This is a genomic window from Providencia sp. PROV073, from assembly GCF_033688125.1.
GTDB lineage: Bacteria > Pseudomonadota > Gammaproteobacteria > Enterobacterales > Enterobacteriaceae > Providencia > Providencia hangzhouensis.
Map to the genome: position 1 here is coordinate 4,431,658 of NZ_CP096353.1, position 23,296 is coordinate 4,454,953.

General features: G+C 42.6%; 20 protein-coding genes. 3 read left to right on the plus strand and 17 right to left on the minus strand.

Annotated features, from left to right (window positions below):
• The first annotated feature begins 29 nt into the window (after positions 1 to 29).
• The gene (locus M1F17_RS20430; protein WP_004906200.1) at positions 30 to 1,439 is read left to right on the plus strand and encodes an MFS transporter; all 1,410 of its coding nucleotides are present in this window, start codon (positions 30 to 32) and stop codon (positions 1,437 to 1,439) included.
• The gene (locus M1F17_RS20435) at positions 1,420 to 2,907 is read left to right on the plus strand and encodes a mannitol dehydrogenase family protein (protein WP_318837155.1); all 1,488 of its coding nucleotides are present in this window, start codon (positions 1,420 to 1,422) and stop codon (positions 2,905 to 2,907) included. Before M1F17_RS20430 ends, M1F17_RS20435 begins: the two co-directional genes overlap by 20 nt.
• A gap of 61 nt (positions 2,908 to 2,968) precedes the next feature.
• Here M1F17_RS20435 and M1F17_RS20440 read toward each other — a convergent pair whose 3' ends face one another.
• The 8 genes from M1F17_RS20440 to fdnG all read right to left on the minus strand — a co-directional run bounded on the left by M1F17_RS20440 (position 2,969) and on the right by fdnG (position 15,617).
• Positions 2,969 to 4,702: a nitrilase-related carbon-nitrogen hydrolase gene (locus M1F17_RS20440; RefSeq protein WP_180312259.1), complete on the minus strand. Its 1,734-nt coding sequence runs from the start codon at positions 4,700 to 4,702 to the stop codon at positions 2,969 to 2,971.
• A gap of 202 nt (positions 4,703 to 4,904) precedes the next feature.
• Positions 4,905 to 6,161, minus strand: coding sequence for a formyl-CoA transferase (gene frc, locus M1F17_RS20445; protein ID WP_110592769.1), 1,257 nt, complete (start codon positions 6,159 to 6,161; stop codon positions 4,905 to 4,907).
• A gap of 75 nt (positions 6,162 to 6,236) precedes the next feature.
• Positions 6,237 to 7,181 (minus strand): transporter YfdV, encoded by a 945-nt coding sequence (gene yfdV, locus M1F17_RS20450; RefSeq protein ID WP_094962016.1) that lies wholly within the window; start codon positions 7,179 to 7,181, stop codon positions 6,237 to 6,239.
• 105 nt (positions 7,182 to 7,286) lie between these two features.
• A complete protein-coding gene (gene oxc, locus M1F17_RS20455) occupies positions 7,287 to 8,990 on the minus strand; it encodes an oxalyl-CoA decarboxylase (RefSeq protein ID WP_318837156.1) in 1,704 nt (567 codons plus the stop codon).
• Between the two features lie 64 nt (positions 8,991 to 9,054).
• Entirely contained in the window at positions 9,055 to 10,305 is a 1,251-nt protein-coding gene (frc, locus tag M1F17_RS20460; RefSeq protein ID WP_004906213.1) for a formyl-CoA transferase, read from the minus strand.
• Positions 10,306 to 10,960: 655 nt separating this feature from the next.
• Positions 10,961 to 11,617: a formate dehydrogenase cytochrome b556 subunit gene (gene fdoI, locus M1F17_RS20465; protein ID WP_094961977.1), complete on the minus strand. Its 657-nt coding sequence runs from the start codon at positions 11,615 to 11,617 to the stop codon at positions 10,961 to 10,963.
• Entirely contained in the window at positions 11,614 to 12,558 is a 945-nt protein-coding gene (gene fdxH / locus M1F17_RS20470; protein ID WP_318837157.1) for a formate dehydrogenase subunit beta, read from the minus strand. The genes fdoI and fdxH overlap by 4 nt, the downstream gene beginning before the upstream one ends.
• Before the next feature lie 11 nt (positions 12,559 to 12,569).
• The gene (gene fdnG / locus M1F17_RS20475) at positions 12,570 to 15,617 is read right to left on the minus strand and encodes a formate dehydrogenase-N subunit alpha (protein ID WP_094961978.1); all 3,048 of its coding nucleotides are present in this window, start codon (positions 15,615 to 15,617) and stop codon (positions 12,570 to 12,572) included.
• Between the two features lie 174 nt (positions 15,618 to 15,791).
• Here fdnG and fdhD point away from each other — a divergent pair, with 174 nt between their 5' ends.
• Complete coding sequence (gene fdhD, locus M1F17_RS20480; protein WP_112308052.1) at positions 15,792 to 16,622, plus strand: formate dehydrogenase accessory sulfurtransferase FdhD; 831 nt, start codon at positions 15,792 to 15,794, stop codon at positions 16,620 to 16,622.
• A 79-nt stretch (positions 16,623 to 16,701) separates the two neighbouring features.
• On the opposite strand, the gene M1F17_RS20485 is transcribed toward fdhD, so the two are convergent.
• The 9 genes from M1F17_RS20485 to rpmH all read right to left on the minus strand — a co-directional run bounded on the left by M1F17_RS20485 (position 16,702) and on the right by rpmH (position 22,904).
• Entirely contained in the window at positions 16,702 to 17,646 is a 945-nt protein-coding gene (locus M1F17_RS20485) for a reverse transcriptase family protein (RefSeq protein ID WP_180312260.1), read from the minus strand.
• Entirely contained in the window at positions 17,624 to 17,935 is a 312-nt protein-coding gene (locus M1F17_RS20490; RefSeq protein WP_112308056.1) for a helix-turn-helix domain-containing protein, read from the minus strand. Before M1F17_RS20490 ends, M1F17_RS20485 begins: the two co-directional genes overlap by 23 nt.
• A 41-nt stretch (positions 17,936 to 17,976) precedes the next feature.
• Positions 17,977 to 18,123: a hypothetical protein gene (locus M1F17_RS20495; protein WP_180312261.1), complete on the minus strand. Its 147-nt coding sequence runs from the start codon at positions 18,121 to 18,123 to the stop codon at positions 17,977 to 17,979.
• A 334-nt stretch (positions 18,124 to 18,457) separates the two neighbouring features.
• Positions 18,458 to 18,715: a helix-turn-helix domain-containing protein gene (locus M1F17_RS20500; protein ID WP_036959176.1), complete on the minus strand. Its 258-nt coding sequence runs from the start codon at positions 18,713 to 18,715 to the stop codon at positions 18,458 to 18,460.
• A 322-nt stretch (positions 18,716 to 19,037) separates the two neighbouring features.
• Positions 19,038 to 20,402 (minus strand): tRNA uridine-5-carboxymethylaminomethyl(34) synthesis GTPase MnmE, encoded by a 1,365-nt coding sequence (mnmE, locus tag M1F17_RS20505; RefSeq protein ID WP_004906223.1) that lies wholly within the window; start codon positions 20,400 to 20,402, stop codon positions 19,038 to 19,040.
• A 101-nt stretch (positions 20,403 to 20,503) separates the two neighbouring features.
• Entirely contained in the window at positions 20,504 to 22,153 is a 1,650-nt protein-coding gene (yidC, locus tag M1F17_RS20510; RefSeq protein ID WP_004906225.1) for a membrane protein insertase YidC, read from the minus strand.
• Positions 22,154 to 22,155: 2 nt separating this feature from the next.
• On the minus strand, positions 22,156 to 22,416 hold the full coding sequence (gene yidD, locus M1F17_RS20515) for a membrane protein insertion efficiency factor YidD (protein WP_036959180.1): 261 nt from the start codon (positions 22,414 to 22,416) through the stop codon (positions 22,156 to 22,158).
• On the minus strand, positions 22,380 to 22,739 hold the full coding sequence (gene rnpA / locus M1F17_RS20520; protein WP_004906229.1) for a ribonuclease P protein component: 360 nt from the start codon (positions 22,737 to 22,739) through the stop codon (positions 22,380 to 22,382). Before rnpA ends, yidD begins: the two co-directional genes overlap by 37 nt.
• A gap of 21 nt (positions 22,740 to 22,760) precedes the next feature.
• On the minus strand, positions 22,761 to 22,904 hold the full coding sequence (gene rpmH / locus M1F17_RS20525; protein WP_004906236.1) for a 50S ribosomal protein L34: 144 nt from the start codon (positions 22,902 to 22,904) through the stop codon (positions 22,761 to 22,763).
• Positions 22,905 to 23,296: the final 392 nt, after the last annotated feature.

The window sequence follows — 23,296 nt, forward strand, 5'->3', positions numbered from 1 at the left end:
CTACTCTACGTGATTAATAGGATAATAATATGAATACTCAGTCAATTGATCCATCAGGGAAAGTGGAACGCAGCTCTGGCGATCTGACCAAAGCTGCAGTTTCAGGCTGGCTAGGAACCGCTCTGGAGTTTATGGATTTCCAGCTTTACTCGTTAGGCGCAGCACTTGTTTTCCATGAAATATTTTTCCCTGAACAATCCGCTTCAATGGCATTAATTCTTGCTATGGGAACTTACGGTGCCGGATATGTCGCACGTATTGTTGGTGCGATTTTCTTTGGTCAAATGGGCGACCGAATCGGTCGTAAAAAAGTACTCTTTATCACCATCACCATGATGGGGGTGTGTACTACATTAATCGGGGTATTACCAACCTACGCACAGGTAGGTATCCTCGCACCGCTATTATTAGTTCTTTTGCGAATTATTCAAGGCTTAGGAGCAGGCGCTGAAATTTCAGGTGCAGGAACCATGCTGGCAGAATATGCGCCAAAAGGCCGCCGGGGTATTGTGGCTTCACTCGTGGGTCTGGGGACAAACTGCGGCACATTAAGCGCCACTGCGATTTGGGCGGTTATGTTCTTCTGGTTAGACAAATCAGACTTGCTGGCGTGGGGCTGGCGTGTACCTTTCTTGGCAAGCTTCGTTGTGATGCTGTTTGCCGTGTGGTTACGACTGAATCTGAAAGAAAGCCCTGTATTTGAGAAAGTACAAAATACGGAAGAACAAGAAGCCAAAGTTGCGGTACAAACGCCACCGAAAGAAAGTTTCTTTGCCATGTTTAAATCTAAAGCATTTTGGTTAGCAACTGGTATTCGTTTCGGTCAAGCGGGTAACTCTGGGTTAATTCAAACTTTCTTAGCGGGATATTTAGTTCAAAGCTTATTATTTGATAAAAGTATTCCAACTGATGCGATCATGATCAGCTCCGTTGTCGGTTTCCTGACCATTCCTGTGATTGGTCTGCTATCTGATAAATTCGGGCGCCGTATTCCTTATATTATTCTTAGTTTATCTGCCATGTTGCTCGCCTATCCGATGTTATCTGTCATCGTCGATGGTGCGAACAGCGTTAGCTTAATTACCATCTGTATTATTATCGTTCATAACTGTTCAGTACTCGGATTATTTGCCTTAGAAAATATTACGATGGCTGAAATGTTCAACTCACGTAACCGTTTTACTGGTATGGCTGTGGCCAAAGAAATTGGTGGCTTAATTGCCTCTGGTTTAGGCCCAGTTCTAGCGGGTATTTTCTGTAGCATCACCGGAAGCTGGTGGCCAATTGCAATCATGATCATCATTTACTCTGCCATTTCATTAATCAGTGCCATTATCATGCCTGAAGTGAAAGATCGTGATTTAACCAGCACGTTGGATGCGGTTGAAGAGGCTGAACAACAAAAAGGTAAAGTGAAATATGCAACTGTCAACCAATAACCTAAACCAATTACCCGCCACAATCAAAGTACCAAGCTATGATAGGGAGCAGGTAAAGGTAAAAATGCTTCACTTAGGTTTCGGCGCGTTCCACCGCGCCCACCAAGCCATCTTTGCGGATATTTTAGCTACGGAACAGCAGAGTGATTGGGGTTTTTGTGAGGTCAATTTAGTCGGTGGCGAGCAACAAATTGAAGATTTACTCGCTCAAGACTGCCTTTATAACGTAGTTGAAATGCAAGGCGATAATTGGCAAACCCGTACTGTCGGTGTGGTAAAAGAAGCATTACACCCAACCATTCACGGAATTGATGCCGTTATCAATCGCATGTTAGACCCTAATATTGCCATCGTTTCCATGACGGTTACTGAAAAAGGTTATTGCTATGTGCCCGCGACAGGTTCGATTGATTTTGCGAACCCCGCTATTGCGCATGATTTAGCCTCACCAAATACCCCGAAATCACTACCGGGTCTGATTGTTGAAGCCTTAAAACGCCGTAAGGTACTGGGTATTGCACCATTTACAGTCATATCCTGTGACAATATGCCTGAAAATGGCCATATCACGAAAAATGTCATTTTAGCGATGGCTGCAAAACAGGATATTGCATTGGCCAATTGGATTGAAGCCAATGTCACCTTTCCATCTACCATGGTGGATAGAATTGTGCCTGCCATGACACCAGACACAGCGGAGAAAATTCAATCCCAGCTAGGCCCTGTCGTTGACAAAGTCGCCATTGCCTGTGAGCCATTTCGCCAATGGGTGATTGAAGACAATTTCGTCGCAGGTCGCCCTGAGTGGGAAAAAGCGGGCGCTCAGTTAGTCACGGATGTCGTTCCATTTGAAGAAATGAAGCTGCGCATGTTAAATGGTAGCCACTCTTTCCTTGCTTATTTAGGTTATTTGGCTGGTTACCAATATATTAATGAGTGCATGCAGGATAGCGCTTATGAAAAAGCCGCTTATCACTTGATGGTCAATGAGCAAGCACCAACGTTATCCATCAAAAATGTGGATTTACCAGCCTATGCTAATGCCCTGATTGAGCGTTTTAAAAATACGGGGTTGAAACATCGTACTTGGCAAATCGCGATGGATGGAACGTTGAAATTATCCCAACGTTTACTCGATTCTATCCAAATTCACTTGAAAAATGGCCAATCATTTGATTATTTAGCCTTAGCCGTTGCGGGATGGATGCGTTATGTCAGCGGAAAAGATGATCATGGCGCAGAAATTCAAGTCAGCGACCCACAGGCTGTAAAATTGGCTGAGCTGGTTGCAAACAGCACTGATGATGAAAGCCGTGTTCGCGCATTGCTGTCCCTCAACAGTTTGTTTACCGAAGAACTGGTTAATAATTCACTATTTACTGAAAAGGTGACTGCATTTTACCTTTCACTACGTGATAACGGTGCCAAGAAAACCATTGAAGCACTCAACCACCAGCACACCCTGTAATAACATACTAGTAGGCGGGTTTCCCCCGCCTTTTTCACTCAAACTTCGCTTAAACTATAATCTACTGTGTTAGCGGCGGAAACCAAATAGCTTGCTGACCACTCACCAACCGTTCTTGGTTAATCCAAGTAAAAGGTGCGGGTACCTGAGCTTGCAAACGCACATCTTCAGCCCCTCTTTGTGCTGTCAATGTGGGAGTAAGGACAACAGGCTCTGGCCCATAAATAGCCGCTGACGTAGAATCACGCTCGTTTCGCCCGCCACAAACCACCCATAACTGGTTTAATGTAGCAATTGCATAAGGGATAAAATCGACACGCCCTGTTGGCGGCTCTTCAACCGAAAAAAGATGGCTATCAATTTCCACTTTTAAATCACATGGGCTGCCCGCTGGTGCAGCAAGAATATCAGCACGTAACATACTGTATAACCCCCCTAATTCAGGAACGTCTAATTCATGTGCTGCCGCCAGTGCAATACGCCCAATTGGCGTTGCTGTCACACTCACAGCACTACCCGCTGTTGCCCAGCCACTATCCCGTTCATTAAGATGTGTAACACGATAGCGGGCTAATATTTCCCCTGATGGGCCCGCAAGAATGACGGTGTGGAACACTTTATCAATCTCAATTTCAGGATAACTTCCAACAATATAGCCTTTTCCTTGATGAGCAGCCTGACACAGTGTTTGTTCAAATGCTCCCCCTTGCTTTTCAGCATGGGACAAAATAAGGTTCGGGTCATTCGTATAAGGAAGCGCAGAGAGCTCGGGTAAAACCAGCAATTCATTTTCTCCCACTTGAATTGCATCTAACTTAGAAATAGATTTTTCCCACTGAGCAGCAATAAGCGTCGTTTGTATTACTGTTTCTGTCGCATTGATATCTGTTGGGCTGCGATGAAAAGCCAGTGTTGGGAAATATAATTCAGGGCGGCGCTTCGCGAGTAATGCATCACGTTGCTTATCTGCTTCGTCTAAATCAATCGTCGCACAGTATATGCCATTTAGCCCGGGTTCTAGCTCTAACGGGCTAAGCACGGGAGATTGAGCCACTTTATGCCCTGATGGCGACCACACACTTGAGCCCCCATTATAGTAAAGCTGCCCTTTAGTAATTGGGTTAGTTTCAATTCCACTTCGGGTAGCACAAATAACCCACAACCCATTGAATGCGCTCATATGTTGTACATGCGCAACCGTTGAGTGGTCGCCCAACATTTCAGCAGGGGTGGCATTTGGCATCATTCGGTCGGATACTGAATGCCAACCAATGATTTGCGCCCCTTCTAATGCAGCTAATCGAACGTATTGCCAGTAGGTATCATCATAACAAATCAATAATGCGATACGGCCAATCGGTGTTTCAAAAGTTTTGACACCAGTATTGCCCGGTGCAAATACTTTTTGATCTTGAGAATTCAGGCCTATTTTACGATATTTACCAATAATACCTTCCGGCCCCATCAAAACGGCTGAATTATAGGCGAGCCCTGTTTCGCTATCTCGCTCCGCGATACCGACACTCATATACATTCCTGTTCGAGCCAATACAGGCAGTATTGCAGCAGTCGTTTTGCCAGGGATAGTATCTAAATAAGGTGCTAATTCCGTAGAGTCCGAAAATAAATAACCACTCACTGCCGTTTCTGGAAATACGGCGTAATTTACCCCTTGAGTAGCCACTTTTTCTGTCGCTTTGACTAAACGTTGGATATTCCCATTTAAGTCTCCCCATGCAGGAATAAAATCAACGGCTGCGACCTTACTGCTTTTTTTTATTTCAGCAATACTCATACAATAATCCTTATTCAAAGAATTTATTAATAAAAAAATAAAAACTAAATAGGGAAAAATATTTCTATAATTCCAATTGATTGAGGTAGTAATCGCCTGAATTTAGCGGCTATATTTGAATATATCTAATATCTGAATATAGCCGCTAATATTAATTAGCTTTTTTAGAAAATCATATTAAGAGCGGGTTTAATATTATTAATTAAATAACATTATTTTTTTTCATTTCCATAATTTGTTCATCACTATAACCAAGCTCTTTTAATACTTCGCTATTATGTTCCCCAAGCAATGGAGCACTTTTAATTTCAGGGATAAACGCTGAAAATTTCATTGGGCAACCCACCGTTAAATATGAGCCTCGTTTTGGTTGTTGAACTTCGACAATCGAACCACTACGACGCAAAGAAGGGTCATCCATAATTTCTTTCATACTTAATACTGCAGAACATGGCACATCAAACTGATCAAAATAATCAGTTAGTGCATGTTTATCTTTGTCTTTAGCGATTTCTTCAATTGCATCCCATACATCTTGGATATGACTTGCACGTGCCTGTGTAGTGGCAAAAGCAGGATCGGTTTTCCATTCTGGGCGCCCAATAGCATCACAGGTATTTTCCCAATTATGGTCTTGATTAATAAAATAAATATAGGCATTTGGGTCAACATCGCTACCTTTACATTTGAGCATTGTTCCCGGCTGACCGCCACCACTCGCATTCCCCCCACGAGGAACCGCATCACCAAACGTGCCATTTGGGTATTGAGGGTATTCCTCTAAGAAACCGAGTTTTTCTAAACGTTGTTGGTCACGTAATTTCACACGACATAAATTAAGCACCGCATCTTGCATTGACATAGTAACGCGTTGCCCTTTACCTGTTTTTTCACGGTGTAATAACGCCGTCAGTATGCCTATCAATAAATGCATACCCGTATTACTATCCCCCAATGCCGCAGCACTTACGGTCGGAGGGCCATCAGGAAAACCCGTCGTTGATGCTGAACCACCAGCAGATTGAGCAACATTTTCATAGGCTTTCACATTCGCATAGGGTGAATTCTCATTAAACCCTTTAATCGACCCAAAAATTAATCGAGGATTGAGTTCTTGGATGTGCTCCCACGTAAACCCCATATGGTCGATAGCCCCCGGATGAAAATTTTCAACTAATACATCAGATTGACGTATTAGTTTCTCCATCACGGCTTTTCCCTCTGGCGTTTTGGTGTTGAGCTCTAAAGAGCGTTTGTTACTGTTTAACATCGTAAAATACAGCGCATCCACATCAGGGATATCTCGCAATTGATTACGTGTCACATCCCCAACGCCTGGGCGTTCAATTTTGATCACATCAGCACCGAACCAAGCAAGCATTTGTGTACATGATGGCCCTGACTGAACCCCAGTAAAATCAAGAACGCGTATCCCATCAAGCGGTTTTGAAGAAGTCATAATTCACCTTTTTACAAAACTGCCATGACGTCATTTCTCACGCCATGGCAACTCATTTAGCCCCATTGACTCTTTCTATGAAACGAGTCGAGAGATGTAGATCCACGCTGGAGCTGCGATGATAAAACCAAGTACACTCACCGCCAGCGACGCAGTTCCTGTCCGGGTATACAGATTAAAGCGACTCGCAATAATTATTCCAGAGAAAGCAGGTGGCAATGCCCCAGCTAATACCATCATTTGCAGTTGCTCTGTTCCCATATTAAACATCATACCCGCCAGCAACATTAACCCTGGCATTAACACTAGCTTTAATAACGTGTTATAGATAATCTCACCATCGAACTCGAACTTATTCGCGGCTAATGTCAGACCCGCAGCAAATACCGCAACACCGGAGTTTGCTTTTGCAATTAAATCAAATGTTGGGTCCCAAACGGTAGGAATTTTCACACCAACCAATACCAGTGCTGTAGCAAGTACCGGAGCCCATACGACGGGTTCTTTAAAGGCGGATATTAATGCATCCATACCGCCACCACCCTTTTTCCCTTCTGCATCAGATGGGTTCAGTAGGAATAGGCCAATAGGGATTGTAATGGCATTAACGATGATGGAAATAATAGCGACAACTAACCCAGTTGAAACAGTTTCACCATAAATAGGGTCTAGAACCGCAAACCCTAAGAAACCAATTGTCGGAGAACCTGCAATTAATGCACATACCGCAGCTTCGCCACGACTATGTTTAAAAATATATTTACAGCTAAAGAAAGAGAAAAAGAAACAAACGAGCAAGACCACAAATGAAATAATAGTCAATTTAGCGTCTGCAAATATCATTTCTCGATTAGCGCGTGCGATAGAAACAAATAATGCAGCAGGTAATGCGTAATTTAATACCAACTTATTAAATGCTTTCGCTTGGTCACTGGTAAACACATTTCGTTTACCACTCACATAACCTAATACCATAATAATAATGATAGGTAATAGGTCGCTCATAAAAATCTTATACATAAAATCAGCCATAAGACCCACCTATTTTTGGCAATAAGACCCCGTACGCCACTCATTAAAAATGAGCCGCGTAGGGTTATCTTTGTTAGTTAACGTTATGCTGCGTTAATTTTTTACGACAGACTTCGGATTTAAATTACCAATATGGCCACTTTCCGTTCCAACTGCAGGGTCAATAACAACATTTATCAAAGTTGGATGACCCGATGCTAAACCGGCCCTCAAGGCTTCTTGTACCTCAGCAGGTGTTGTTGCTTGGTAGCCGATGCCACCAAAAGCCTCAATCATTTTGTCATAACGCGCTCCGCCCATTAAAACGGTAGGAGAAGGGTCTTGATCACCATGGAGGTTTACGCCATCACCACGGTAAATCCCACCATTATTGAAAATCAAAATAGTGACAGGCAATTTGTAGCGACAAATCGTTTCGATTTCCATACCACTAAAGCCAAATGCGCTATCGCCTTCAATCGCTACAACAGGCTTACCACTAGTTACAGCGGCTCCCACTGCATAACCCATTCCGACCCCCATAACGCCCCAGGTTCCACAATCTAAGCGTTTACGTGGTTGGTACATATCAATAATATTTCGCCCATTATCAAGCGTGTTAGCGCCTTCATTGACGACATAAACATCTTGGTGATCGAGCAACACATCACGGATTGCACGTAATGCGTTGAAGTAATTCATCGGGGAAGTGTCAGTGTTTAACTTAACTGCCATTTTCTCGACATTGATTTTCTTGTGCTCATCAATACTGACAATCCATTCTGTTGGTGATTTAACAGGGATTGATTTAAGTCCTGCCAATAATGACTCAATACTGGAGTAAATATCGCCAACAACTGGAGCCGCTATTGGGCGGTTACTATCAATTTCGGAAGGTTCAATATCTAACTGAATAAATTGCGTTTCTGGTGACCAATGCTTACCTTTACCATGGTCAAGTAACCAGTTAAGACGTGCTCCCATTAATACCACAACATCTGCACTGGATAAGGCATATGAGCGAGCTGATGCGGCTGATAGAGGATGTGTATCTGGCAGCAGCCCCTTAGCCATTGACATCGGTAAATAAGGGATACCGGTTGTTTCAATAAATTGACGAATATTGTCATCCGCTTGGGCATAAGCTGCACCTTTACCCAAAATAATTAATGGTCGCTTAGCCGAGGCGAGCAACTTAAGGGCTTTATTCACTGAATCTGGTGATGGAATTTGTCTTGGTGCAGGGTCTTCAACTGTAAAAATGGTTTTATCCGCTGCGTCCTTGTCCATCACGGCAGACAACACTTCCGTTGTTAAATCAAGATAAACCCCACCAGGACGACCTGATACCGAAGCTCGGATTGCCCGGGCTAGTGCGATACCAAGATCCTCAGGTTTATTCACACGATAAGACGCTTTTACAAAGGGTTTTGCCGTGTTCATTTGGTCTAACTCTTCGTAATCACCCTGCTGCAAATCAATTATCGCTCTGTCGCTTGAGCCACTGATTTGAATCATTGGAAAACCATTGGTCGTTGCATTAGCAAGAGCAACCATACCATTCAAGAAACCCGGCGCCGAAACCGTTAAACAGATACCCGGTTTTTGGGTAATAAAACCACTGATTGCAGCTGCGTTACCCGCAGATTGCTCATGGCGGAAACCAATATAGCGAATACCTTCAGCTTGCGCATGCCTTGCCATGTCAGTCACTGGAATTCCAACAACACCGTAGATTGTATCAATGCCATTTTTTTTAAGTGCATCGACAATAATATGCATACCATCAGTCAGGTTTTGGGTTTGATCAGCAGACATGTCTACCTCATAAATAACTGATTAAAAGATTAAATGGAGTGATTTCTCACCCCAATATTTAAAATTAGATCGCTTTGTTCGCTCGCATAGTCGCAATTTCATCTGCGCTATAACCTAACTCAGTTAGGACTTGCTCTGTATGCTCACCCAACAATGGTGCGCTTTTGATATCGGGTGTAAATGAGGAGAATTTCATCGGGCAACCCACCGTCAAGTAAGTCCCGCGTTTTGGCTGCTCAACTTCAACAATACTTCCGCTCTTACGCAGAGATTGGTCTCGTGCTATTTCACGCATACTGAGTACAGGAGCACAAGGTACACCGTATTTACTTAAATACTCGACCGCTTCATGTTTGTCTTTATCCGCTAAGAATTTTTCAATTTCAGCAAAAATATCAAAGATATGAGGTTGACGAGCCTTTGGTGTATTGTAAGCGGGGTCAGTTGCCCATTCAGGCTTACCAATAGCGATACAGGTTTGCTCCCAGTCCTGCTCTTGGATAGTAAAATAAATATAAGCATTTGGGTCAGTTTCCCAGCCTTTACATTTTAAGATCCAGCCAGGCTGGCCACCACCGCCAGCATTACCGCCACGAGGAACTGCATCACCAAATGTGCCATTTGGGTATTGTGGATATTCTTCAAGGTAGCCAATTTTCTCTAAACGTTGCTGGTCACGAAGTTTGACACGGCACAAGTTGAGTACGGCATCTTGCATCGACATAGTCACTCGCTGGCCTTTTCCTGTTTTCTCGCGATGTAATAACGCTGCGAGTAAGCCAATGAGCAAGTGCATACCTGTATTACTATCACCTAATGCTGCGGCGCTCACTAATGGCGGGCCGTCCCAAAACCCTGTGGTTGATGCGGCACCACCTGCGGCTTGGGCAACGTTTTCATAAGCTTTAACATCTGCATAAGGAGAGTCTTCATCAAAACCTTTGATGGAACCGAAAATCAAACGAGGATTTAATTCTTGAATGTGCTCCCAAGTGAAACCCATATGGTCAATTGCACCTGGATGGAAGTTCTCAACGAGGACGTCGGCTTGCTTAATCAGCCGCTCCATAACCTCTTTACCTTCTGGCGTTTTTGTATTTAATTCCACTGATCGCTTATTACTATTAAGCATCGTGAAATACAGCGCATCCACATCAGGTATATCCCTTAATTGGTTACGCGTGACATCTCCAACTCCAGGGCGCTCAATCTTAATAACATCTGCGCCGAACCACGCTAACATTTGAGTACAAGATGGTCCTGATTGTACACCGGTGAAATCCAGTACTTTAATACCTTGTAAAGGAAGATCCATGTGGTACCTCTTTATTTAGCTATCGTAAATGGAATGAATTAGGGTTCTATTATTTAGCTGTGTTAAAAATATATTTGAATATATGACTATTTTTATATTTATTAATAATTACATTACTATTTTTATTAAATAATATCACCAATGTCCAGCAATTAATTCTTTTAATATATATGCATTATAACATTCTTAAAAAAAACAAATATCAGAACATTAGTTTACTTTTAAATTAAAATAAAAAACAAAGTCTCGAATTAATCAGCAGTGACCATTTAAGATAGACCTTTATTGATCTAATATCAATATTCAATAGCTATTCACAAAAAAACAACAATCACAAAAATAGTTTATTATCAATAAATTAAAGGGTTGATGTCTTTTTTTTACATAATATAAAAACGAATAAATGTTTATTTGTTTATTATTGGTTTAAAAAAATTGTAAATCATACGCGAAATAAGAGCATCTTTATTTGATGTGTATTTTTTATTAATCTTATTTTGATTAACTATAATGATAATAAATCGCAAACAGGTCATCAAATAAATATATCTAATTTTATTTCTTTCAAATAAATTGAATGTTTATATTTTTTAGATATAAAAAACCCACAAATAACATTAGTCATTTGTGGGTTTGATAACAACAATAATAAAACTTAGTTTTTCTCTTGTTGCTGTTTTTGCTGTTTTTCTTTTTCCAAAAGCTGGCGGTACCACAATGGATGGTGTTTTCTAGCCCAACCACGAGTCACCCAACCTTCAACCATCGCACGTACTGAACCTTTCACCCAAATCGCTGCATAAGCGTGAACCACAATCATGATGATCAACGCAATCGCAGAGAGCGAGTGAATAAGAATCGCTGCACGATAAACAGGGATTGGGAAGTAATCTGCAAAATAAGGGCGCCACATAATCACTCCCGTGACCACCAGCGCTAATAAGCAGATAGTGACAACCCAATACACCCCTTTCTGACCGAGGTTATATTGGCCGACATCGCCCGCCTCTTCGTTTTTCAGTACTTTGCCGATATTTTTTGCCCACTTGATATCTTCTTTATTAATGAAGTTATGATGGAAATAGCGGAAGAACATAAATACGAACAGCAAGAACATCGCCGTACCCACAAATGGATGCAAAATTCGCGACAGTTGTGGCGTACCTAAAATGTTCATAAACCAGTTTAGTGAAGGGAAAAAGAACCCTAATCCACTGATTGCCGTGAACAAAAAGCAAATCACAACCGCCCAGTGATTGATCCTTTCAATCGGTTTATGGCGAATAATTTTGTCGTTATCATCTGGCATCATTTCTGATCCTCCCCTTCTTTTGATTTCGAAGTGTCAGATAACATTGCATTATGCAAATCTTCTAAAGCCTCTTCTTCATCTTTTTTGGAGACGCGGTTTGGACCAATACCCACATAGTGGAAGATGGCCGCCGCAAATGTTGCAGCAAAACCAACCGCTGCTAACGGTTTCCAGATACCTTTCCAGAAAGTCACTGTTGGGCTGATTGTCGGGTTTTCTGGTAATCCGTGATACAACTGAGGTTTATCTGCATGGTGCAGAACGTACATCACGTGCGTACCACCAACGCCCTCTGGGTCATATAAACCTGCATTCGCATAACCACGGGTTTTCAGCTCTTCAACACGCTCACCAGCCATGTTAATCATGTCTTCTTTGCTACCGAAGTGGATAGCACCCGTTGGACATGTTTTCACACATGCAGGTTCTTGACCGACTTCAACACGGTCAACACACAGCGTACATTTGTATGCGCGGTTATCTTCTGGGTTAATACGTGGTACATCAAACGGGCAACCCGCAATACAATAACCACAACCAATACAGTGTTCCGATTGGAAGTCAACGATACCGTTTTTGTACTGTACTATCGCGCCTTCCGAAGGGCACGCCTTCAGACAGCCCGGGTCAGCACAGTGCATACAACCATCTTTACGGATCAGCCATTCAAATTTATCGTTCTCTTCCACTTCAGAGAAGCGCATTACCGTCCATGACTTAGCGGTTAAATCTGTTGGGTTATCATATACACCAACGTTAGTCCCGATCTTGTCACGGATATCGTTCCATTCGGAACAGGCGACCTGACAAGCTTTACAGCCGATACAGGTCGTCACATCGATAAGCTTTGCAACTTCTTCCTTATAATCCCGCACCTGAGGTGCGGGAGTCAGGGAATTGGTGGCAGAGCGACGAATAATGTCCTGAGATTGCATTGACATAATTTATCTCCTTACACCTTTTCCACATTGACAAGGAACGATTTAAATTCCGGTGTCTGAGTATTCGCATCACCGACAAACGGCGTTAACGTGTTCGCGATAAAGCCTTTCACAGCCAAACCTTCAAAGCCCCAGTGAATAGGAATACCGATTGTATCGATATCTTTACCTGCCACTTTCAGCGTATGAATACGTTTGGTGACCACGGCTTTCGCTTTGATATAACCGCGTTTAGAGCTGACTTTCACCGTATCGCCTTGTTTAATACCTTTTTCATTCGCCAGACGCTCACCAATTTCAATGAACTGCTGTGGCTGAATGATGGCATTTAGCAAAGCATGTTTTGTCCAATAGTGGAAATGTTCAGTCAAGCGATAAGTGGTTCCCACATAAGGGAATTCTGTCGCTTTACCCATTTGGGCCCAGTCGTCTTTAAACACACGAGCCGCAGGGTTTGACACAACTTTCGGGTGCAGTGGATTGGTATCCAATGGCGTTTCAATTGGTTCATAGTGCTCTGGGAATGGGCCTTCGGCCATTTTATCCAGTGCGAATAGACGTCCCATACCTTCCGGTTGCATGATAAACGGACCAACACCACTTCCCGGCGCGGCATTGCTATAGTCAGGAATATCCATTCCTATCCATTTGCTACCATTCCACTCGAGGATTTGGCGTTTTGGATCCCATGGTTTACCCATTGGGTCTGCTGATGCACGGTTATAAATCACACGGCGGTTCAGAGGCCACGCCCATGCCCAACCTAATGTATTCCCCAGACCTGTTGGATCAGAGTTATCACGGTTAGCCATTTGGTTGCCTTTTGGCGTCCAGCTACCTGTAAATATCCAGCAGCCACTCGCGGTGGTACCGTCATCACGTAACTGTGCAAACGAGCTCAGCAACTCACCTTTTTTCGCAATAACGTTGCCATCAGCATCTTTCAAGTCAACTAAAGCATAGCCATTGTTTTCTTGAGCAACTTCTTCTGGTGTTGGGTTATCGCGGTCGAAGTAATTCCAAGTCATACTTAGAACTTGTTCAGGTACCGCACCGCCTTCAGAGGCATACAGTTGGCGTAAACGGTGGAAAATACCAGACAGGATTTCACCATCACTGATAGCTTCACCTGGGGCATCCGCACCTTTCCAGTGCCACTGTAACCAACGTGCCGAGTTCACAATCGAACCATTTTCTTCAGCAAAACAGCAAGATGGCAGACGGAATACGGTAGTTTGAATTTCTGCCGGGTTCACATCATTCATTTCGCCGTGGTTTTGCCAGAAATTCGACGTTTCGGTGTTCAGCGGGTCAACGGTGATTAAATACTTCAGCTTAGAAAGCGATTTAATAACTTTGTTTTTATTCGGGAATGAAGCTACTGGGTTAAAGCCTTGGCAGATATAGCCATTCACTTCCCCTTTATCCATCATTTCGAAATAACGCAGTACATCGTAGCCTTGATCCCATTTCGGTAATAAATCAAAGCCCCAATTATTTTCTTTCTGCGCTTTATCGCCATAGAACGTCTTCATCAAACTAACAAAGAATTTCGGGTAGTTACCCCAATAGTTTACCTGGCCTTCAACCGTCGCTTTTGGCGTGTTTGCAGCTAAGTAACTTTCTAATGTCGTTTGTTTTTCTGATGGTAAGGTCAAATAACCCGGCAAGCTTTGTGACAATAAGCCTAAGTCAGTCAAGCCTTGGATATTGGAGTGTCCACGCAGGGCATTTACACCACCGCCTAACATCCCCATATTACCCAGCAGTAATTGGATCATCGCCATGGTACGGATATTTTGCGCACCCACGGTATGTTGAGTCCAACCTAATGCGTATAAGAACGAGGCTGTTTTATCTTTAGCACTGGTTTCAGCCAAATACTCACAAACTTGTAGGAAGTCTTTGATCGGCGTACCACAGATATTATTCACCACTTCAGGTGTATAACGGCTGACGTGCTCTTTTAATAGGTTTAACACACAGCGTGGGTGTTTCAGAGTCGGATCGCGCAGCGCAAGGCCGTTTTCATCCATCTCATAGTTCCACGTGGTTTTGTCGTATTGACGTTTTTCTTCGTCATAACCTGTGAACAAGCCGTCATCAAAACCATAATCTTCACGAATAACTAAACTGGCGTTGGTATACGCTTCCACGTATTCACGCTGAATTTTTTCATTATCCAGTAAGTATTTGATAACACCTGATAAGAACGCGATATCTGTACCAGAACGGATAGGCGTGTAAAAATCCGCCACTGCCGCAGTACGGGTAAAGCGTGGGTCAATCACAATTAATTTGGCTTTATTATGGATTTTAGCTTCCATCGCCCAGCGGAAACCGACTGGATGCGCTTCTGCCGCATTACCACCCATAACGACAACTAGGTTTGCATTTTTAATGTCAACCCAGTGGTTGGTCATCGCACCGCGACCAAATGTTGGAGCAAGACTTGCTACCGTTGGTCCGTGTCAGACACGCGCTTGGTTATCGACGGCAAGCATGCCGAGAGCGCGGGTAAATTTTTGTGTTACAAATCCACTTTCGTTACTACCAGCCGATGCACACAGCATACCAGTGGTCAGCCAACGGTTAACGGTGACACCCTCTTTATTTTTCTCAATAAAGTTCGCATCACGGTCTTCTTTCATTAACTTAGCGATACGGTCAAACGCGTCGTTCCACGTGATACGTTTCCACTCATTGGTACCCGGCTCACGCACTTCTGGGTATTTCAAGCGGCTTTCACTGTGGATGAAATCGATAAGTCCAGCACCTTTCGGACAAAGTGCACCACGGTTTACCGGATGATCCGGGTCCCCTTCAATATGGAAAATGCTCTCTTTTGCATTTTTCGCGCCATCACCGAGGCTGTACATTAACAGCCCACAGCCGACAGAACAGTAGGTACAGGTATTTCTGGTTTCCTTCGCACGCAGTAATTTATACTGGCGCGTTGACGCTAACGCGGTAGCGGGTGCAAAACCCAAAGCCGCTGCAGTCGTACCTGCCATACCGCCAGCGCAGATCTTAAAGAACTGCCTTCTGCTGACTTGCATGGGGATCTCCTCATTTACATTGCTCATGTTTACCTAACGTCAATCGCGATAATCAGGTAAACTGTTCTTATTCAACGTCTTCCTTACGTATCCAGGTTCATTGCCTGGCAAATGGTGTAAATTCTTTTTACCCATAATTAATATTATGTATCATTAATGCTAGGAATTCATCTAATGTATGAAACAAATACTACAAATGACTCCAAATTAATCAAAATGATTGGCTTAAACCAAACAACCGTGCAACAAAAAGGCAACCTTAATTTACCCGTTAATGATTATGTTGCGGAGGAATATCCTGTTGCTTTAGTCTTCAATGGTATATCTCACGTAGTGATGATGGCGACGCCAAAAGATTTGGCGGATTTTGCTATCGGGTTCGCCCTTTCGGAAGGAATAATACAGTCAGGTGATGAAATTCGTGGAATTGATATCGTTGAAGGCTGCAACCGCGGAATTGAAGTACAAGTTGAATTATCTAGCCGCCGGTTTATGGAGTTAAAAGAACGTCGTCGTAATCTAGCGGGGCGTACAGGCTGTGGTATTTGTGGAACAGAACAACTTGAAGAAATTTTCAAACCTATCACCCCGCTACCTTTTACCCAGACCTTTTCTCTCTCGCACCTCGATAATGCATTACATGAATTGAAAAAAGTGCAAGAAATTGGCGCATTAACGGGCTGTACCCATGCGGCCGCATGGATTTCACCAGAAGGGCAATTAGTCGGTGGATGCGAAGATGTCGGTCGCCATGTTGCACTCGATAAACTATTGGGTATGAAATATCGCAACCAATGGCAACAAGGTGCAGTACTGGTTTCTAGCCGTGCCAGCTATGAAATGGTGCAAAAGGCAGCCAGTTGTGGCGCTGAAATTTTATTTGCCGTTTCTGCTGCCACCGCGCTTGCTATCGAAGTCGCCGAAAAAGCCAACTTGACGTTAGTTGGATTCTGTCGTCAGGGGAAAGCCACGGTGTTTACGCACGGGAGTCGGGTGAGGGATTGACTAAGCTTATTTAAACTTAGAGCACTTATGAATTAAAACTAGTTTTTACTAATCTACAAATAGAATTGAATAATCCAATTTATATTGCTGTACTTTTTCTAACTGATTTAGCTTTTGTTTTATACTTTGGTTCTATTGTTCCCATAGAATGAAGCCGACCAATTAGCTTCGAGGTTATACTCATACTTATAGCATATTGATTGTTTTTAATAGAATTCCACATGCTAAGCTCTTCAAACAATTTAAAGTGTTGTTCATTTCGTACTAATAAATTGTTCCTATCAATGACCACACCAGTTACAAGTTTGGTTCCATTTGGTGGATACAATTTAGTTTTAGTTGGATGCATTTCATGCCCATATCTAGAAATTATTTTTTTTACTGTTGATTTAAAAAGACGATTAACATTTTTTCCAGAAAAAGTAAGATCATCTACATAAACTGTCATTATGACATCATGTTTTTGACAAATATTCTCTAACTCGTTAAACATCCTAACATTTGCCCAGTATGCTAATGGCATACTGATCCTACTACCTGTCGGTAAATGTTTATGACAAGTACACAAGTCTGCCAATATTTCAGCTATATCAGCAGAGCATGACATAACGCTATAAAAAAAAGAAAAAATCATATTCCATGAAGTTGATGGATAAAATGATTTTATATCTGAAGTCATTAATGCATTTGTATTTAAATGGATATTTGCATTAGTTACATTTGAATAGCCTTTTTTCCCAGAGTGTAGGTACTCCGGGGTAATAATCCTTATTAATAGGCTAGCAATCCTTGTATGGACTACATCTAAATTCCTAGAGGGTTTTTGGATCTTTCTAATTTTTCCGGATTTACCAATACTTTCAAACTCTGAATAATTTCCAGAATCGGCTCGTAAACTTCGAATTTGAGATAAAGGTGTGCGTAAAAGAATAGCTAATTTTTTTTTACTTGATAGCTTATGAAATGGAGAATCTGTTAGCTGGTATGCTTTATTCTTATTATTAAGAGTTAATTTTTGACTCATTTTTACTAACAATCCATTCCAAAATTTTCAGTGCCTTTCCCGCAAAAAGTGACCTAATTCTATTAATCCTCTTATTCTTCACTGGAGATAAAGACTCAGAGAAAAAAACTAGTGATGATACCGGAATATCAAATACTTTAGAATATGCCTCTAATATTGGTTTCGTAACAGGTAAAATACCAGACTCTAATTGAATAAGTGTATCTTTTGGTATTCCAAGCTCACTGGAAGCATCAAGGCGAGTCATTTCATGATATTGCCTAACCAAACGCAGTGTTTTTGCAATCATAAAAATACCTATATCATAGTGTTGAAACAGGGGAGAGCACATTACTCATCACCCTCTAATTTATCTAACCAACGGGTTACAATATCAACGAATCTAATGATTCTCCAGAGCAACTTCAATATGGATGACGTTTTTCGAGGTTTCTTTTCTTGTGCTTGCTGGCCAATATTTGCTTGATGATTACTCATAGTTTTTCCTTATACCTCAAAACACGACCAAGTATATGGTCGCTAAAATTTTGAGTTCGCCCTATAAGGAAGGGATTAACCAGCACGAGCTCCCGTTCCACGCAACTTTGGGTCGCCCCAAAGTTGCGAATTCCATCATGTTCATGTCATGCAACACAACCGTGAAGCGACTAGGCATGCGGGAAGTAGGTAGAAAGACAAGTCTTTCCGCGAATACCGAAATATTCAATTAATGGCGAATATATCCCATTCTGCAAATACCTTTTCAGTATATAATTAAAAACCATGGTTAATCAAGATTATATGTGAATAACTTCATTTATTGATTTAAAAATCACCACTCCTCCTTCCATCCGGAGTCTGAATTTGATGAGCCGCTTTCATTTCGCGGTTTAATATCAAGTTCTAAATTGAGGGCAGATAAAATCTTAAAAAAGGTTTCTAATTTGGTAGAGTCAGGAGAGAGTTCAAAGCTAGAAACAGTATCTTGCCGAATACCTACTTTGCTAGCGACTTTGCTTTGAGATAACTTTTTCGTCTCTCTGACATCCTTCATATAAGCACTAAGTTGTCGGGTATTCGTCACTTTCATTTTAAAACCTACCTTATTTTTCACCCTAACAATATTTACACGCTATAACCGGTAAACATTATATTACACGCTATAGCCGGTAATATCAAGATTACACGCTATAGGAGGTAAACCATAAATTACACGCTATAGCGTGTGAAAAATATATTAATAAGTATGGCCCACAAAACAGTCAGTGCCATACCTTAGCAAGGTAAAGCTTATATATTACTTGGTTGCTAGAACTTAATAGAGAATTAAGGCAGGAAAAATGGAGGGGACTACCGATAAAGCAAACCTACACGTAATACCGTGTAGGTTATAGACGATAGATGATACCGTATCACTTCCCAATACAAAAACTTGAGAAAATACGGCCTAATAAATCATCAGAAGTAAATTCACCGGTGATTTCGCTAAGTTCCTGCTGAGCTAAACGTAATTCCTCCGCCAGTAACTCACCGGAGCGAGCATTCACTAACTGGTCATAGCCCTGTTCAAGGTGAACGGCTGCTGCATTCAGTGCTTGTAAATGACGACTACGAGCAAGGAAACCACCTTCTGTATTACTGTTAAAGCCAATGGCTTCTTTTAGGTGATCGCGCAACAAATCAATGCCTTTTTCTTCGCGTGCGGACAAACGAATTAACGGATAACGAGTATTATCAATAAACTCAACCGGTTCGCCTGTCATATCTGCTTTATTACGAATGACGGTGACCGGAAGTTCATCAGGTAAACGCGCCATAAATTCAGGCCAAATCTCTTGCGGCTCTGTAGCATTGGTTGTGGTGCTATCTACCATAAACAGCACATGGTCCGCTTGTTCGATTTCTTTCCAAGCACGCTCAATACCAATTCGTTCCACTTCATCACTGGCTTCACGTAAGCCTGCGGTATCAATGATATGCAATGGCATGCCATCGATATGAATATGTTCACGTAACACATCACGCGTCGTTCCCGCAATATCCGTCACAATCGCAGCTTCACGGCCCGCCAATGCATTTAGCAAGCTCGATTTTCCTGCATTTGGGCGCCCAGCAATAACCACCTTCATGCCTTCACGCAATAAACTGCCTTGGCGTGCTTGGGAGCGAACTTGTTCTAAATCTGCCACGACTTCGTTGAGTTTAGCTTCAATTTTACCGTCAGACAGGAAATCAATTTCTTCATCTGGGAAATCGATAGCGGCTTCCACATAGATGCGCAAGTGAGTGAGTGCTTCCACCAATTGGTGAATATGGGAAGAAAAAGCCCCTTGTAACGAATTCATCGCTGAACGTGCCGCTTGCTCTGAACTCGCATCAATCAAGTCAGCAATCGCCTCAGCTTGCGCTAAATCGAGCTTATCATTTAAAAATGCACGTTCAGAAAACTCACCTGGATTCGCGATACGAATGCCATCAATCGTTAATATTCTTCTTAACAATAAATCAAGAATAACAGGGCCACCGTGTCCTTGTAACTCAAGGACATCTTCTCCCGTAAATGAATTTGGTCCAGGGAAGTAAAGCGCAATACCTTGGTCAAGAACAGAGCCTTCCTCATCACGAAATGGCAGATAATCCGCATAACGTGGTTTAGGGAGTTTTCCTAGCACGATTTCAGCAACTTGTGCCGCTTTCGGGCCAGATACACGTAAAATACCGACACCACCACGACCGGGAGGTGTTGCCTGTGCGACGATAGTATCGTTGATTTGCATGATGTTTCTCTGTCATTCCTATAAAAAAATTAAGGCGGTCATTAAATGGCCGCCTTAATATTATATCGATAGCTGAGCAGAAGGCTCACCTAAAATTCAATTTATTTCTTTTCTTTCTTATCGCGACTATGCAGACCACGTTTTTCCAGACCACGGTAAATCACTTGTTGCTGGATGATGGTGACTAAGTTACTCACGATATAATACAGAACCAGACCTGATGGGAACCACAGGAAGAAGATAGTGAACACGACTGGCATGTACGTCATAATCTTCTGCTGCATTGGATCAGTCACAGCGGTCGGTGACATTTTCTGAATCACAAACATTGTCACACCCATCAATACAGGCAGGATGTAGTACGGGTCTTGTGCAGACAAGTCTTGAATCCAACCAAAGAACGGTGCGTGGCGCAGTTCAACAGAACCCATCAACATATAGTAAAGTGCAAGGAAGATAGGCATTTGAATCAGCAGAGGTAAACAGCCACCCAGTGGGTTTACTTTTTCTGCTTTATACATCGCCATCATTTCTTGGCTCATACGTTGTTTGTCATCACCAATACGCTCACGCATTGCAGCCAGTTTTGGTTGCAGTAAACGCATTTTCGCCATCGAGGTGTACTGTGCTTTAGTCAGCGGGTACATAATACCACGAACGATAAAGGTAATAACGATGATGGCAATACCCCAGTTACCCACAAAACCGTGAATGAATTTCAGCAGTTTAAACAGTGGCTGAGAGATAAACCATAACCAACCATAATCAACGGTTAAGTCTAAATGTGGTGCAACTGCGGCCATTTCAGACTGAATTTCAGGACCAACCCATAATGTTGATGAATAAGTACCTGCACCATTAGCTGCGATAGTCATTGGTTCACTCTTATAACCAATGATGGCAGACTTTTTATCTAGGTCGATGGTATAGAAAGTGCTCTTTTCTGCACTTGCAGGGATCCACGCCGTTGCAAAATATTGTTGCAACATTGCCACCCAGCCACCTTTAGTGGTCAAGTCGAGGTTTTTATCTTCGATGTCACCAAAGCTATATTTTTTATAGTTGTTTTCATCAGAAGAATACGCCGCACCACGATAAGTATGCAGAGCAAAGTTACTGCTACCGGTATCACGCTCTTTTGGTAACTCGATAGTTTGTTTTAACTGACCGAAGAAAGCGAGACTCAGTGGTTGAGCTGTTGGATTTTGAATACTGTATTCAACTTCAACAGTATATTGGCCACGTTTTACAATGTACGTTTTCTGATACACAACACCGTTGTTATCAGTAAATGTCATTGGTACGCGCAAGACGTCTTGGCCTTTCTCTAATGTGAAAGTTGTAGAATCTGCGCTATACAGCGGACGTTCGCCATTATTATTTGCTGGGTTGTCTGGGCCATGAAGACCAATCAAACCACTTTGTGCCTGGTAGACAAAACCTGGGTTAGTTTCCAGTAAACGGAAAGGGCTTTCCGAATGAAGGGTCGCAGGATAGGCTAACAGGTCAGCCTCATCGATATCACCACCACGAGTATTGATGCGAATATCTAGTACATCAGTCTTGACTGTGATGAGCTTACCTTGCCCACTGCCAGTTACGGCTTGAGCATCACTGCTTGGCATATCCGCTTGTTGCGAAGTTTGAACAGTTTTAACGTCCTGAGCAACTTTATCGCTCTCCCAGGCCTGCCAAACTAAGAACGACACGAACAACAAAGCGATGAGTAGAAGATTGCGTTGCGAATCCATCGTTATAATTCTCTATTATCATCAGTTTTTCTAGGTGGGACAGGATCATCTCCACCAGCGTGTAAAGGGTGGCATTTTAATACGCGTTTCGCCGTTAACCAACTCCCTTTTAGCATACCAAACCTGCGCAATGCCTCAATTCCGTAATTTGAACAAGTAGGATTGAAGCGACAACGAGGCCCTAACAACGGGCTAATTGCCAGTTGGTAGCCTCTGATCAGCATGATCAGGATTTTTGAGCCAAGCGACGGTGACGACGCCATAACTTATCCAATGCTTCCGTGATCTGTTGATTGTCCAGATTAGCGACCCCTTTCCTTACCAATACCACAAAATCCATTGAAGGCAACTCATGTTGATGCAGACGAAAATATTCACGCGCTAACCGTTTAATACGATTTCGCTCATGAGCTCGTTTAACATTTTTTTTGGCGATGGTAAGACCGATGCGGGGATGCCCCAGCTCGTTTAGGCGACCAAGGATTGTTATCTCTGGGGAACTCGCCCTCTGCGGCTGCTTAAAGACATTATCGAAATGCCTGGGAGTTAACAAACGTAACTCCCGGGTAAAAGCGAGCGTAACCACTTGAATAGAGGGCTAGCTTTATTACTTAGATGAAACGGTCAGACGAGCGCGGCCTTTAGCACGACGGCGAGCCAGAACCTGACGACCATTTTTAGTGGCCATACGAGCACGGAAACCGTGTGAACGGTTGCGCTTCAGTACGGACGGTTGAAAAGTGCGTTTCATAACGATTTCTACCTAACTTTTAAATTTATTACTGATTCAGTAAACGCGTTGGCAACCAGTGGAAACTGATTTACACCTGTGCCTCTATCGCAACAATATAGAAAGAGGCAGGATTGTAATAAAACATAGGGGGTCACGTCAATGAAATGACGCAATCAAACCACTTTTATTTATAGCCTGGCTGACCGGTTTGCCGACATATGTTGTGACAGCCGACGAATGATTACATCCGCATACTGGCTGAAAACCTGCTTTTGCCCCCGCCCTGCCTAACATTAACGTTAAAATAGAGCGATATAGCCCAACAAGTTTACCTCAGTTTCGTGTAAAAATCACATCAGTACTGTACACAGGGAGGAAGATTATACGGACTCCGCCCCAAAGCGCAAGGA

What these genes read in the sequence shown, in the direction of transcription:
- M1F17_RS20430 (WP_004906200.1), top strand. Translation starts at nt 30, where the DNA reads ATGAATACTCAGTCAATTGATCCATCAGGGAAAGTGGAACGCAGCTCT.
- M1F17_RS20435 (WP_318837155.1), top strand. Translation starts at nt 1,420, where the DNA reads ATGCAACTGTCAACCAATAACCTAAACCAATTACCCGCCACAATCAAA.
- M1F17_RS20440 (WP_180312259.1), bottom strand. Translation starts at nt 4,702, where the DNA reads ATGAGTATTGCTGAAATAAAAAAAAGCAGTAAGGTCGCAGCCGTTGAT.
- frc (WP_110592769.1), bottom strand. Translation starts at nt 6,161, where the DNA reads ATGACTTCTTCAAAACCGCTTGATGGGATACGCGTTCTTGATTTTACT.
- yfdV (WP_094962016.1), bottom strand. Translation starts at nt 7,181, where the DNA reads ATGTATAAGATTTTTATGAGCGACCTATTACCTATCATTATTATTATG.
- oxc (WP_318837156.1), bottom strand. Translation starts at nt 8,990, where the DNA reads ATGTCTGCTGATCAAACCCAAAACCTGACTGATGGTATGCATATTATT.
- frc (WP_004906213.1), bottom strand. Translation starts at nt 10,305, where the DNA reads ATGGATCTTCCTTTACAAGGTATTAAAGTACTGGATTTCACCGGTGTA.
- fdoI (WP_094961977.1), bottom strand. Translation starts at nt 11,617, where the DNA reads ATGATGCCAGATGATAACGACAAAATTATTCGCCATAAACCGATTGAA.
- fdxH (WP_318837157.1), bottom strand. Translation starts at nt 12,558, where the DNA reads ATGTCAATGCAATCTCAGGACATTATTCGTCGCTCTGCCACCAATTCC.
- fdhD (WP_112308052.1), top strand. Translation starts at nt 15,792, where the DNA reads ATGTATGAAACAAATACTACAAATGACTCCAAATTAATCAAAATGATT.
- M1F17_RS20485 (WP_180312260.1), bottom strand. Translation starts at nt 17,646, where the DNA reads ATGAGTCAAAAATTAACTCTTAATAATAAGAATAAAGCATACCAGCTA.
- M1F17_RS20490 (WP_112308056.1), bottom strand. Translation starts at nt 17,935, where the DNA reads ATGATTGCAAAAACACTGCGTTTGGTTAGGCAATATCATGAAATGACT.
- M1F17_RS20495 (WP_180312261.1), bottom strand. Translation starts at nt 18,123, where the DNA reads ATGAGTAATCATCAAGCAAATATTGGCCAGCAAGCACAAGAAAAGAAA.
- M1F17_RS20500 (WP_036959176.1), bottom strand. Translation starts at nt 18,715, where the DNA reads ATGAAAGTGACGAATACCCGACAACTTAGTGCTTATATGAAGGATGTC.
- mnmE (WP_004906223.1), bottom strand. Translation starts at nt 20,402, where the DNA reads ATGCAAATCAACGATACTATCGTCGCACAGGCAACACCTCCCGGTCGT.
- yidC (WP_004906225.1), bottom strand. Translation starts at nt 22,153, where the DNA reads ATGGATTCGCAACGCAATCTTCTACTCATCGCTTTGTTGTTCGTGTCG.
- yidD (WP_036959180.1), bottom strand. Translation starts at nt 22,416, where the DNA reads ATGGCGTCGTCACCGTCGCTTGGCTCAAAAATCCTGATCATGCTGATC.
- rpmH (WP_004906236.1), bottom strand. Translation starts at nt 22,904, where the DNA reads ATGAAACGCACTTTTCAACCGTCCGTACTGAAGCGCAACCGTTCACAC.